We start from the raw sequence: 12,802 nt of genomic DNA on the forward strand, positions 1-12,802 counted from the left end.
CGGTGGTCTCCTTCTCCGGGCCCGCGCGCCGCGCGCCCCTGGCGGATCGGTCCCGCGCCGTCGGCGCTCAGCACGGCGGCGTGAACTCGTACAGAGCGTACGGCCCGTCCTCGTCCACGACGTCCAGCAGGTGCTCCGGGACACGATGGACGCCGTCCCACGGGGCCGAGGCCTCGGCGTCCAGCTGCTGCCCGGAGAACTCCGAGGTGTCGCGGTAGAGGTAGGTGGGCCGCTGGCGGTCCAGCGCGTCGCAGACCAGGTCGTGGTCGTCGCGGTCGGTGAGATAGCGGCCGATGAGGCGCTGGTCCTGGGTGATCGGCGCGGCCATGGTCGGGTAGACGACGGGCACGCCGCCGAGCGACCAGTACAGCGTCGCGCCGTCGCGCGGGTCGGCGAGGACCACGGCGTCCTCCGGCAGCTTCCGGGCGGTGCGCTCGATGAACTGCCGCTCCTTCGGGGTGACGTAGGGCGAGAGCTGGACGCCGTAGGCGGTGTAGGCGAGGGAGCCCAGCAGCGGCAGCCGGCCCGGCACCAGCAGGCCGGCCAGCACGGTGACCCACAGCAGCGCCGTCGCGGCGAGCGCCCCGGCGCGCAGCAGGCGGGTCCGCTCGGTCATCAGCACCGACAGACCCCGCGCCATCAGCAGCACCAGCAGGCACATCATCAGCGGCGCGATCCGCTCGCGCGCCCCGTACCAGGGGTTGACCAGGACCGTCATGAGCGTGCCGGGCGCATCGGTCGCCAGGCCCAGGGCGACGGAGACCACCAGGCCCACGAGCACGGAGACCATCACCGCCTCCCGCCGCCGCACCGCCGCGACGGCGCCGAGCACGGCGAGCGCCCACACGAGGACCAGCGGCCACGCCGGCGCGGCGAGCGCCGGGATGCGCGGGGTGTCGGTGAGGATCTGCCACAGCAGCTCCGTCGCGGGCAGCCCGCTGGGCCGGGTGAGGTCCATGCCGGCGAGGGTCACGGCGGAGCCGATGAGGAACACGACGGCAGCCGCTCCCGCGACGGCGAGCAGGATCAGGCCGCGGCGGCGCCTGCCCCCGCGCAGGTCCACCAGCCCGTGGCCGATCAGGGCGCTGCCGCCGAAGACGGCGACGGAGAACAGCACGGAGGGATGGGCGAGCGCAGCGCCCGCGACGAGGACCACGGCCGTCAGGACCTCCGAGGGTCGCGTGCGCGCGCCGCGCGCCCCCACGCGCAGCACCGCCGCGACGGCGGGCGGCAGGCAGAGGGTGCCGAGCACGATCGGCCACAGCCCCATCACCAGGCCCATCGCCGCGGTGCTGAGGAACAGGGTGCTCGCCCCCGCCGCGCACAGGGCCAGCACGGGGCCGCGCAGCCGATCGGTCGTCAGCGCAGCCACCATCGAGGCGACCGCGCAGGGCAGCGCCGCGAGGCAGGCGAGCATCAGGGCGTTCGCGGAGACGATCGTGTTCCACGGCAGGACGGCGGCGAGGGTGTCGAAGGCGACCGGATAGTAGGTCGGCTCCCCGTAGATCCCCTGCAGCGCCGTCCAGGGGAAGGCGTCGCCGTCGGCGCGGACGAAGGCGGCGGCGGAGAGATGGAAGAACGAGTCGAAGCTGCCGTTGAGCGTGTCGATGCCGCCCATGCGCTGCGAGGCCGCGACCACGGTGAGCAGCCCCATGAGGACGCTGCCGCCGGTGACGGCCGCCGCGATGCCGCGGGGCCAGCCGCTGCCCGGGCTGAGCGGGCGCGGCGCGGCCGACGTCCCGCTCGCGCGGTCTTCCGCCGCCGCGGCGCGGAACGGTCTCGCCGGCCGCCCCAGACGCACGTCCCGGCCCCGCCGCCGCTCCAGGACGGTTCGTGCGAGGATCACGCCGAGGGCCGCCAGCAGCGTCCCGACCAGCAGCGTCCCCGCCGACCAGCGCAGCCCCAGCACGTGCAGCACGACCCCGAGCACCGCGGTGAGCACGACGGTGACCACGGGCGCGATGCCCCAGCGCAGCGGGAGGCGCACCCCGGCGAGGACGAGCAGCAGATATCCGGGCCCGGCGAGCAGCACCCAGGCGAGGAGGACGGGCAGGAGCATGCTCACCGGGCCCTGCATCCGTCAGGAGCTCCGGTCACGACAGCGCTCACCGGCGCTCCCCCAGCTCGAGGCCCTCCGCATAGCGCGCCAGCACCCGGTCCGGGTCGCGCTGCTGCACGGCGAAGGCGCGGGCGGCGCGGGAGGCCTCCGCGAGGACGGCGGGGTCGGCGAGCTCCAGGATCCGCTCCACAGCGGCGTCCTCGTCGGCGACGACCCAGCGGGGGTCGTAGATCGTGGCGGCCCCGCCGTAGGCGGCGGTCTCCGGCCAGTCGCGGACCACGGCGGCGCAGCCCGCGGCCATTCCCTCCATGACCGCCTCGTGCGTGCCCTCGTGCCGCGAGCTGGACAGCACGATCCCCGCCTCGGCCAGCAGCGCAGGGACGTCCTCGCGTCGGCCGAGGATCTCGACGGCGCCCTCGTCCATCGCCGCGAGCCGCTCCCGGACGCGGCGCTGGTACGGGGTGTCGGAGGAGGGGTCGGCGCGCAGGGCGGGGCCGATCAGGCGCAGCCGGTAGCGGTCGTCGTGCGCGCGCAGGCGCTCGAGCACGTCGAGGCTGAACATGACGTCCTTGATCTCCCGCAGCCAGCCAACCTGGACGATCAGGTGCGGGTCGCGCTCGGCGTCGGACTCCGCGCCCGGCTCCGGTCCGAGGCCGCGGGTGAGCAGGTTCCCCACCTGCTGGGCGGGGACCTGCGCGAACGCGGGGGCGACACGGCACAGCATGGTGCGCACCGGCGGCGAGACGTACAGGAGGTGGTCGATGCGGGAGGCCTCGGTCAGCAGCGGGAACGGGGTGAACGCCTCGAAGCGATGCAGCCGCACGGCGAGCCGTCGCGGGGCCCGGTCCAGCTGGGTGACCCAGGTCAGCACGTGATGCGCCCATTCGACGAGCACCACATCGGCCCAGTCGAAGCCCTCCGCGAGCTCGGGCGGCGTCTCCAGCAGCTCCCCGCCCTGCAGCGCGTCGTATCTCGCGCGCAGGATCCGGTCGCGGTCGGCGAAGCCGGGGGCGGCGAGGTCGTCGACGTCGACCGTGCGGACCTCGACGCCGTACCGCTCCTCCAGGGCGTCCAGCAGCGGGCGGATGAAGGTCCAGTTCTCCTGGGCGATCACGAGCAGGCGGGCCGGGCCGTCCCCGCGCTCGCGCGGTGCGGGCCGCACGGGCTCGCGCGGCGTCGGCGGGTCCTCGGGCAGCATGATCCGGCCCGTGCGGGACATGCGCACGGCGCGCAGGAAGCCCTCCGGGTCGGCGGCAAGCGGGGAGGAGCCGGCCTGGTGCAGCGAGCCGTCGAAGCACAGACGCAGCGCCTTGTCGAACCAGCGCAGGGCCGCGTCGACGCGGCCGCGGCCGAGCGCGGCGTCGGCGTGCCCGAGCAGCACGTCGACGTCCTCGCGCCAGGGCGCGGACCGCGGGTCCTCGGCGAGCCGGTGCTGGGCCCAGAAGTAGACGCCCATCCCGCCGACGGCGCCGGGGAGATGACGCGCAGCGCGCGCCCCGGCGACGATGGCGCGCTGCGTCAGGGCCGCGCGGTCAGGCATCACCCGTGCCGATCTGCACGACGGCGTCGCGGCGGGCGCTCTCGAGCACCGCCTCGACCGTCCGCACGGTGTGCAGCCCCTCGCGCATCGTGACGATGTTCGAGCCGTCGCCGAGGACCGCGTCGCGGAAGGCCTCGTGCTCGGTGGCCAGCGGCTCCTTGCGCTGCAGGGCGTAGGTGATCGAGTCCCCCTCGCTGACGCCGCGGAAGGAGGCCATCGACTCCCACAGGTTCGTGGGGGCCTCGCCGTTGGCGTGGAAGGTGAGGTCGGCGTTGAGGGTGTCGCCCACGAGCGCGCCGTTCTCGCCGGTGACCACGGTGACGCGCTCCTTGAAGGGGGTCAGCCAGTTCACGAGATGATTGGTGATCGTGCCGTCCTCGAGGCGCCCGGTGACCGAGACCATGTCCTCGTCCTCGCGGCCGGAGCGGCGGGTCGAGGTCGCGGAGACCTGCGCGTACTGGGACTGGGCGACCCAGGCGGTGAGGTCGAGGTCGTGGGTGGCGAGGTCCTTGACCACGCCGACGTCCGCGATCCGGGCGGGGAAGCCGCCCTGGCGCCGGGTGACGATCTGGTAGATCTCCCCCAGCTGCCCGTCGGCGATGCGGGTGCGCATCTCCTGCAGCGCGGGGTTGTACCGCTCGATGTAGCCGACGGCGCCGACGAGCCCGGCGGCCTCGTAGGCGTGGGTGATCTCCTCGGCCTCGCCGATGTCGAAGGCGAGCGGCTTCTCGACGAGGGTGTGGACCCCGGCGGAGGCGAGCGTGAGCGCGACGTCGCGGTGGAACTGGGTGGGCACCGCCACGACGGCGTAGTCGATGCCGGCGGCGATCAGCGCCTCGACGTCCGGCAGGACCTCGAGGCCGGGGGCGGCGCCGTGCGGGTCGCCCTGGGCGTCGGCGACGGCGACGAGCTCGACGCCGTCCAGGGAGCGGAGGTTGCGGGCGTGGTGGCGGCCCATCATGCCCAGGCCGATCAGGCCCGCGCGGAGGGTCCTCGTGGTCATGGTCAGGCTCCTGCCTTCGCGACGGTGTTCACGGCGGTGACGATCCGGTCCCGGTCGGCCTCGGAGATCGAGGGGTGCACCGGCAGCGAGAGCACCTCGCGGGCGAGCATCTCGGTGACGGGCAGGTCGAGGTCGATGCGGAAGGTCTGCAGGCGGTGCACCGGGGTGGGGTAGTACACGCCGCAGCCCACCTGGTGCTCCTCGCGCAGGGCGGTCGCGAAGGCATCCCGCTCGGCGGCGGTCGCGCCCTCGATGCGCACCGTGTACTGGTGGTAGACGTGGCTGGCGGCCTCGCGCACCACGGGTGCGATCACACCCTGGAGGTGCTGGTCGAAGAAGGCGGCGTTGCGCTGCCGGGTCGCGGTCCAGCCGCCGAGCCTGCGCAGCTGGACGCGGCCGATCGCGGCGTGGATGTCGGTCATGCGGTTGTTGTAGCCGGCGATCTCGTTGGCGTACTGCCTCTCCATGCCCTGGTTGCGCAGCAGCCGCACCTGGCGCGCGGTCTCGGCGGTGGCGCAGCCGACCATGCCGCCCTCGCCGGAGGTCATGTTCTTGGTCGGGTACAGCGAGTACATCACCGCGTCGCCGAAGGTGCCGACCTGTGCGCCGTCCCAGGTCGCGCCGTGCGCCTGGGCGGCGTCCTCGAAGAGCCACAGGCCGTGGCGGGTCGCGATCTCGACGAGCGCGTCCATGGGGGCGGGGTGGCCGTAGAGATGGACGGGCTGGATGCCGACGGTCCGCTCGGTGATCGCCGCCTCGACCGCCGCCGGGTCGAGGGTGAAGGTCTCGGGGTCCACGTCCACGAACACCGGCACGCCGCCGGAGACGGCGACGGAGTTCGCGGTCGCCGCGAAGGTGAAGGAGGGGACGATCACCTCGTCGCCGGGCTTCAGGCCCAGCGCGAGCATCCCCAGGTGCTGCCCGGAGGTGCCCGAGTTCACGGCGACGACCTCGCGCCCGCCCACGAGGGCGGTGGAGAACTCCTGCTCGAAGGCGGCGACCTCGGGGCCCTGCGCGACCATCCCGGAGGCGAGCACCCTGTCCACGGCGGCCCGCTCCTCGTCGCCGATGATCGGCTTGGCGGGCGGGATGAAGTCGAGCTGAGTGCTCATGCGGTGGGTCCGTCCTGTTCATGGGGGTCGTCGGGGTCGTCGAGGGGCGTGGCGCGCGGCGCGTCGGCCAGGGGCGCGGAGGCGAGGAGGAGCCCGCCGGTGGAGTCGTCGGGGACGTACCACTCGCCGGTGGCGGGGCACACCCAGGCGTCGGTGCCGTCGGAGGCGGGGACGAGCTTCTCGCCGGAGCGCCCCACCCAGCCCAGGCGGCGCGCCGGCACCCCGGCGACGAGCGCGTGCGGGGGGACGTCCTTCACGACGGTCGCGCCGGCGGCGACCATCGCCCAGGCGCCGATGGTCACGGGGGCCACGCACACGGCGCGGGCGCCGATCGAGGCGCCGGTCTCGCAGGTGACGCCCACCGGCTCCCAGTCCGAGGCGGCCTTCGGCGTGAGATCGGGGTTCACGGCGCGCGGGAAGTGGTCGTTGGTGAACACGGCGGCGGGGCCGACGAACACCCCGTCGGCGAGCGTCGCCGGCTCGTAGACGAGCGCATAGTTCTGCACCTTGCAGCCCTCGCCCATCTCGACCCCGGAGCCGATGTACGCGCCGCGGCCGACGATGCAGCCGGCGCCGAGCCGCGCGCCCTCCCGCACCTGGGCGAGGTGCCAGATCGCGCTGCCGTCCCCGATGGTCGCGTCCTGCGAGATGTCCGCCCCCGGTGCGACCCGGTACGAAGGGGTGTCAGTCATGGCCTCGACGATACCGCGCCGGTCCCCGTCGATCCTGCAGGGGCGCTCGGCGACGGCGGTTCAGCGGGAGGCGCGCAGCGTCTCGCCCTTGCGGCGGGCGATCTCGCGCAGCTCCCCCTGGAAGGCGACCATCCTCTCGCGCAGCTGCGCGGCGTGCTCGTCGGAGCCGGCGGCGAGGATCCGTGCGGCCAGCAGCCCGGCGTTGCGGGCCCCGCCGATGGAGACCGTCGCGACGGGCACCCCGGCGGGCATCTGCACGATGGACAGCAGCGAGTCCATGCCGTCGAGGTGCTTCAGCGGCACCGGGACCCCGATCACGGGCAGCGGGGTGAGGGAGGCGAGCATGCCGGGCAGGTGCGCGGCACCGCCGGCGCCGGCGATCACCACGCGCAGGCCGCGCTGGGCCGCGCCGCGGCCCCAGGCGACCATGTCCTCGGGCATGCGGTGGGCGGAGACGACGTCGACCTCGGTCTCGATGCCGAACTCGGCGAGGGCCTCCTCGGCGGCCTGCATGACGGGGTGGTCGGAGTCGGAGCCCATCACGATCCCCACGAGGGGGCGGGGCGCGGTCTGCTCTGCGGTCATCGGTGCTCTCCGTCGGCGGTGGGGGTGTCGGGGGCGTCGGGCTCGGCGCCCGGGGCGGCGCCCGGGCCGTCGATGATGAGGTGCTCGGCGCGGTGGGCGCGGGCGAGGAGATCCTCGGCATCGTCCCCGAGGAGGGTGACGTGGCCGATCTTGCGGCCGGGGCGCACCGATTTCCCGTACAGGTGCACCTTCAGCCCGGGCTCCTGGGCGAGGGCTGCGGCGGTGCCGGGGGCGAGGTCCTGCGCGGTCCCGCCGAGCAGGTTCACCATCACGGCGACGGGGGCGAGCGGCGTCGTCGCCCCCAGCGGCAGGTCCGCGGCGGCGCGCAGGTGCTGCTCGAACTGGCCGGTGACCGCGCCGTCCATCGACCAGTGACCGGTGTTGTGGGGGCGCATGGCGAGCTCGTTGACGAGCACGCGGCCGTCGGCGGTCTCGAACAGCTCCACGGCGAGCATGCCGGTGACGCCGAGGTCCTCGGCGATCGCGAGGGCGAGGTCCTGGATCCGTCGCTGGTCGGCGTCGTCCAGGCCCGGTGCGGGGGCGACGATCTCGTAGCAGACGCCGTCCTTCTGCAGCGACTGCACCACGGGATAGGCCCGCGCCTCTCCCCCGGGGCGGCGCGCGACCTGGGCGGAGAGCTCGCGGGTGAAGGGCACGAGCTCCTCGGCGAGCAGCTCGCCGTGCTCGCCGAGCCAGTCATCGGCCTCGGCGGCGGTCTCGACGATCCGCACGCCGTGCGCGTCGTAGCCCCCGCGCGGGGTCTTGACCACGAGGCGCCCGCCCGCCTCGCCGAGCGCGTCCTCGAGGGCGGCGGCGGAGTCGATCCGCCACCAGCGCGGGCAGGGATGGCCGAGGGCCGTGAGTCGCTCGCGCATGACGAGCTTGTCCTGGGCGTGCACGAGCGCTCCCGGCCCGGGCCGGACAGCGGCGAGGGCGTCCCGCCCGATCCCCTCGAGGATCGCCGTGGGCACGTGCTCGTGGTCGAAGGTGAGGACGTCCACCTCCTCGGCGAGCCCGCGCACGGCGGTCTCGTCGTCGTGGCGTCCGAGCCTCACCCGGGCGGCGACGGCGGCGGCGCTCTCGGCCGGATCGGTGGCGAGCACCTCCAGCTCGAGGCCCAGCTCGATCGCGGGGCCGAGCATCATGCGGGCCAGCTGGCCCGCGCCCACCACCCCGATCCTGCGGACGAGGGCGCCCTCGGGCGCGTCGGTCGGATCCGGGCATGATCTGGTCTCTGGCACGGCGGCAGTGTACCGAGGTCAGGAGCGGGAGCGCGGGCGGCGCCGCACCACGGACCCCTGCGGCAGCGAGTCGAGGTCGTCCCCGCCGGCGGCGGCACGGCCGCCCGAGACGCCGCTGGGGGTCATGTCCGCGCGCTGGCCGCGCGTGCGTCGGCCGACGCGCTCCTCGCGCCGCTCCGCAGCGAGCTCCACCTCCTCCTCGGCCCCGCTCTCCTCCCCGGGGGCGGAGATGAGGAACACCCCGAACTTCGCGGGCGTCTCCGTGAGCAGCTCGAGCCGGCCGCCGTCGTCCTCGACGAGGGTGCGGGCCAGCGCCAGCCCCACGCCGGTGCCGCCCGAGGAGCGGCCGGAGACGGAGCGCTCGAAGATGCGCGCGCCGAGCTCGGGATCGATGCCGCCGCCCTCGTCGGTGACCTCCACGACGGTGGAGTGGTCGTTGCGGCGCACCTTGACGGAGGTGCGCCCGTCGCCGTGGACCAGGGCGTTCTCGATGAGGGTCGCGACGACCTGGGTGAGCGGGCCGTTGGACCCCCACACGGCGGCGCTGCGCGGCACCTGGATGCTCAGCTCGCGGCCGGCGCGGCGATAGGCCGGGGACCACTCCTCGCTCTGCTGGGTCAGCACGGTGCGCAGCTCGACGACCCCCGGGGTGCGGCGCTGCGACGAGCGGGGAGCGTTGATGAGGTCGTGGACCACCTCGGTGAGGCGGTCGATCTGCTCGAGCGAGATCCGCGCCTCGTCCCGCACCCATTCCTCGGTGCTGGTCGCGAGGATCTCGTCCAGGCGCATCGAGAGCGCGGTCAGGGGTGTGCGCAGCTGGTGGGAGGCATCGGAGGCGAGGCGGCTCTCCGCCTCCAGGCGCTCGTTGAGCATCGCCCCGGAGCGGGAGAGCTCGATCGCGACCTCATCGATCTCCGCGATGCCGGAGGGCTGCCAGGGGCCGCGGGCACGGCCCGAGCCCATCTCCTCGGCCCGCCTCGAGAGCCGCGAGAGCGGCAGGGAGATCCGCTGGGCCTGCCACAGCGCGACGGACACCCCGATCGAGAGCGCGGCCAGGCCGGCCACGGTGATCAGCACCCATGCGCTCGCGGAGTGGGCGCGCACGTCGGACTGGGGGATGAACACCGTGATCAGCTGCCCGGAGGCCCCGGAGGTGCTGGTCTTCAAGGGGTCGTCGCCGGGCGGGTCCCCGGCCGTGATCGTCGTGTTCTCGTGGACGACCGTCACGGCGATGTGCAGGTCCGTCTGCTCGTCGACACGACGCTGCAGGAGCGCCTCGTCGATCTCGCGGTCCTCCTGGAGGCGGGACTCGGTGTCGATCCGCACCTGGTCCAGGATGCCGCGGGACTGGTTGACGAGATTCTGCTCGGTCAGCTTCAGCCACGAGATCCCCAGCGGGATGCCGAGCATCAGCACGACGAGGGTCACCGTGATGATGGTGGCCTGCAGCACGCGCTGCCGCACTGGTCAGCTCTCCGCGCCGGTCTCGAAGCGGAAGCCGACTCCCCTCACCGTGGTGATCCGCCGGGGGTCCGTGGCGTCGTCACCCAGCTTGCGGCGCAGCCACGAGATGTGCATGTCGAGGGTCTTGGTCGAGCCCCACCATTCCGCGCCCCACACCTCGCGCATGAGGTCGTCGCGGGTGACCACGCTGCCGGACTCGCGCACCAGCACCGTCAGGAGGTCGTACTCCTTCGCGGAGAGGCTCAGCTCCTCCCCGTCGGCGTAGGCGCGGCGGGCGGCGACGTCGAGGGTGACGCCGTTGACGTCGAAGCTGTCGCCGCTCTCCTCGGTGGACTGGGAGCGCCGCATGAGCGCGCGGATGCGGGCCTGCAGCTCGCCGAGCCGGAAGGGCTTGGTGACGTAATCGTCGGCCCCGGCGTCGAGCCCCACCACCGCGTCGACCTCGTCGGCCCGGGCGGTGAGGATCAGGATCGGGGACTCGAGGCCACCCTTGCGCAGGCGTCGCGCGACCTCGAGGCCGTCCAGGTCGGGCAGCCCCAGATCCAGGATGACCAGGTCGATCGGGTCCGGCCCGGCGGCGATCCCGAGCGCGTCCATCCCGCGGGAGGCGCGCGTGACGGTGTATCCCTCCCGGTCCAGGGCCCGGGAGAGCGGTTCAGCGATGGCCGAGTCGTCCTCGACGAGAAGCAGTCGTGTCACGTCAGCCATAGTACGTCCCGCCTCACAGGCCGAGGTCCAGGGGCGTCGAGGCGTCGCGTCCCATCTCCCGCACCTCGACGGTCCCGATGCCGTGCAGCTCCACCTCCTCGCCCTCCCCGAGGGCGAAGCCGCCCGGCAGCGCCTGGGCGACCGCGGCGGCGGTGTCCGCGTCGACGAGCACCGCGCCGGGACGGGCGACGGACTCCATCCGCGCGGCGAGGTTGACGGTGGGGCCGAACACGTCCCCGTAGCGGGAGAACATCGAGCCCCAGGAGAGCCCGACCCGCACCGGGGGCAGGTCCCTGTCGGCGGTGATCGTCTCGGCGAGGCTCACCGCGATCTGCGCGCCGTCCTCGGGGGTGTCGGCCAGGAACATGATCTCGTCGCCGACGGTCTTGACCACGCGCCCGCCGCCGACGGAGATGATGTCGCGGCTGAGGGACTCGAAGCGCCCCACCATGTCCGCGAGCGCGGTGCCGGGCAGGTCCTGGGCGAGGCGGGTGAACTGCACCAGGTCCGCGAAGCCGACGGCCCGCTGCAGCGGGAACAGCTCGTCGGTGTCGCGGTGCAGCACCTCGCTGCCGGCGCGCGCGGCGTAGGCGGCCAGCTGCCGCCGGAAGGTGAACATCACCTGCGACTCGAGGGTCTCGAGCAGCTCGGGGATCTCCTCGAGCATCTGCTGGCGGGCGCGGGCGTCGTCGAGCCCGTCGGTGTGCTTGGCCTCGTCCACGAGGGCCTCGGTGATCCACATGGCCAGGCGGCCCATGTGGAAGCCCATCCCGCGCGAGATGCTCGCGAAGGCGCGCTCGGACAGGACCCCGTCCTCGACGATCGCGGCGAGGTCGCCGACGGCCTGGGCGTCCTCGTCGGTGAACACGACGGTGTCCTCGTCCACGGGGGTGAAGCCGAGGGAGCGCCAGTACACGGAGGCGAGCCGCTCGGCGATGCCGTGCTCCTCGGCCAGGTCGCGGCGGGACCAGCGGCGCGGCCCCTGCAGCAGAACCTTCTCGAGCGCGCCGACGCTGCGGCGCACCGAGGCGAAGCGACGGTTGAGGTCGAGGATCTCCTGCTCGTCGAGGGAGGTGAGCTCGGCGTCACCCGCGGAGAGGTCCGGCAGCTCCTGGGTCTGCGTCGGGACCACGTCGATCCCCCCTGTGGGGAGCCGTGTCTCGCGGTCGGGGTCGGCGTCCTGGCGCGTCCCGTCCTCCTGGAACTGGTCCATCCCGTCGGTCACCGTGCGGGCCCTCGCTTCTCCATGCTGCTCTCCTGCTCCTGATGCGCCCCGTGGCGGACGGATGCGGCCTGGCCGCCGGACGGCGGCGCGTCGGGCCGCAGATGCCTCACGTCCCCGACGTCGACGGCGACCATCCCTCCCCCTTCCACGAGATCGAGCACGAGACGTCCGTGCCCGTCGATGCCCCGAGCCGTGCCGCGCAGGGCGGAGGCGGCGTCCCCGCCCCCGGCCGCCCCGCCGAGGGGATCGACCCGCACCGCACGCCCGAGTGTGAGGCAGGTCATAGTGTAGCGGTCGCGGGTGCCCGCCGCGCCACCGTCTCCCTGGGCGGACTCGAGCGCCGCGAGCTCCTCGGCGAGCGCGTCGACCAGCGCCTCCTCGAGCGCCTCGCGCAGCGGCGCGCCGTCGGCCGGCTCCGCCCCGGGGCGCAGCCCGCCCGGCCCTCGCAGCCAGGCGGCGCCCGGCACGGCCGCGCCGTCGGCGGAGCGGACGGGGCCGTGCAGGTTCACCCCGATGCCGAGCAGCAGGGCGTCCTGCCCGCGCGCCTCGGCGAGGATCCCGCCGAGCTTGCGCCCGTCGGGGGTGTGGAGGTCGTTGGGCCACTTCAGCCCGACCGGCGTCCCGCGCTCCTGCCCGGCCGCGGGCACGACGCGGTCGAGGGCGCGGACCGCGGCGAGGCCGGCGGCGAGGGGGAACCAGCCGCGGCGTGCCGGGTCCAGCGCCGTGCGGTGCACATAGGTGAGGGCGAGGCTCTCCCCCTCGGGGCTCGCGAAGGCGCGGCCCAGCCGGCCGCGGCCGGCGTCCTGCCGGGTGGCGGTCACCGCGAAGGGCGGGCGCTCCCCGGCGCGCAGCCGGGCCGCGGCCTCGTCCTGGGTCGAGGGGACGGCGCCGAGGCGATGCAGCCGCGGCGCGGGCCCGCCGCGGACCGCGCGGCCCGCCCCGTCGCCGGGTGCACCGAAGGGCGAGCTCTCGTCCATGTGCTGCTCCTCCTGACTGCCCGGCGGGCGGGCCCGGCGTGACGGATCGCTCCATCCTCACGCTCGCCACTGCAACGTTCCTGGGAGCGCGGTGGGCGTGCCGTCCACGCCGTGCTCCGCGCCCGGGCCGGGGTCGGTCGGTGCCGGGCCTGCGTAGCGTAGTATCCCCGTGTTCGTTCTCCCCGTACTCGGACGG

At 74.4% G+C, this 12,802-nt stretch carries 11 protein-coding genes; all 11 read right to left on the reverse strand.

The window, feature by feature from the left end:
• Positions 1 to 67: 67 nt before the first annotated feature.
• Positions 68 to 2,059 carry a DUF6541 family protein gene (locus D1648_RS11865; RefSeq protein WP_370239794.1) on the reverse strand — a complete coding sequence of 664 codons (1,992 nt, stop codon included), beginning with the start codon at positions 2,057 to 2,059 and terminating at the stop codon, positions 68 to 70.
• Positions 2,060 to 2,105: 46 nt separating this feature from the next.
• Positions 2,106 to 3,599, reverse strand: a complete 1,494-nt coding sequence (locus D1648_RS11870; protein ID WP_122942096.1) for a glycosyltransferase family 4 protein — start codon at positions 3,597 to 3,599, stop codon at positions 2,106 to 2,108.
• Positions 3,592 to 4,602 (reverse strand): Gfo/Idh/MocA family protein, encoded by a 1,011-nt coding sequence (locus tag D1648_RS11875; protein ID WP_122942098.1) that lies wholly within the window; start codon positions 4,600 to 4,602, stop codon positions 3,592 to 3,594. The genes D1648_RS11870 and D1648_RS11875 overlap by 8 nt, the downstream gene beginning before the upstream one ends.
• Positions 4,603 to 4,604: 2 nt before the next feature.
• Entirely contained in the window at positions 4,605 to 5,714 is a 1,110-nt protein-coding gene (locus tag D1648_RS11880) for a DegT/DnrJ/EryC1/StrS aminotransferase family protein (protein ID WP_122942100.1), read from the reverse strand.
• Positions 5,711 to 6,406, reverse strand: a complete 696-nt coding sequence (locus D1648_RS11885) for an acyltransferase (RefSeq protein ID WP_122942102.1) — start codon at positions 6,404 to 6,406, stop codon at positions 5,711 to 5,713. The genes D1648_RS11880 and D1648_RS11885 overlap by 4 nt, the downstream gene beginning before the upstream one ends.
• Before the next feature lie 60 nt (positions 6,407 to 6,466).
• The gene (gene purE / locus D1648_RS11890; protein WP_122942104.1) at positions 6,467 to 6,991 is read right to left on the reverse strand and encodes a 5-(carboxyamino)imidazole ribonucleotide mutase; all 525 of its coding nucleotides are present in this window, start codon (positions 6,989 to 6,991) and stop codon (positions 6,467 to 6,469) included.
• Positions 6,988 to 8,136, reverse strand: a complete 1,149-nt coding sequence (locus D1648_RS11895) for a 5-(carboxyamino)imidazole ribonucleotide synthase (RefSeq protein WP_241155481.1) — start codon at positions 8,134 to 8,136, stop codon at positions 6,988 to 6,990. The genes purE and D1648_RS11895 overlap by 4 nt, the downstream gene beginning before the upstream one ends.
• 114 nt (positions 8,137 to 8,250) lie before the next feature.
• The gene (locus tag D1648_RS11900) at positions 8,251 to 9,696 is read right to left on the reverse strand and encodes an ATP-binding protein (protein WP_122942109.1); all 1,446 of its coding nucleotides are present in this window, start codon (positions 9,694 to 9,696) and stop codon (positions 8,251 to 8,253) included.
• Between the two features lie 3 nt (positions 9,697 to 9,699).
• A complete protein-coding gene (locus D1648_RS11905) occupies positions 9,700 to 10,395 on the reverse strand; it encodes a response regulator transcription factor (protein ID WP_122942213.1) in 696 nt (231 codons plus the stop codon).
• A 22-nt stretch (positions 10,396 to 10,417) separates the two neighbouring features.
• Positions 10,418 to 11,617, reverse strand: a complete 1,200-nt coding sequence (locus D1648_RS11910; protein WP_122942215.1) for an adenylate/guanylate cyclase domain-containing protein — start codon at positions 11,615 to 11,617, stop codon at positions 10,418 to 10,420.
• An 8-nt stretch (positions 11,618 to 11,625) separates the two neighbouring features.
• Entirely contained in the window at positions 11,626 to 12,606 is a 981-nt protein-coding gene (locus tag D1648_RS11915) for a biotin--[acetyl-CoA-carboxylase] ligase (RefSeq protein ID WP_122942111.1), read from the reverse strand.
• Positions 12,607 to 12,802: the final 196 nt, after the last annotated feature.

Source organism: Brachybacterium sp. EE-P12, assembly GCF_003711805.1.
Taxonomy (GTDB): Bacteria; Actinomycetota; Actinomycetes; order Actinomycetales; family Dermabacteraceae; genus Brachybacterium.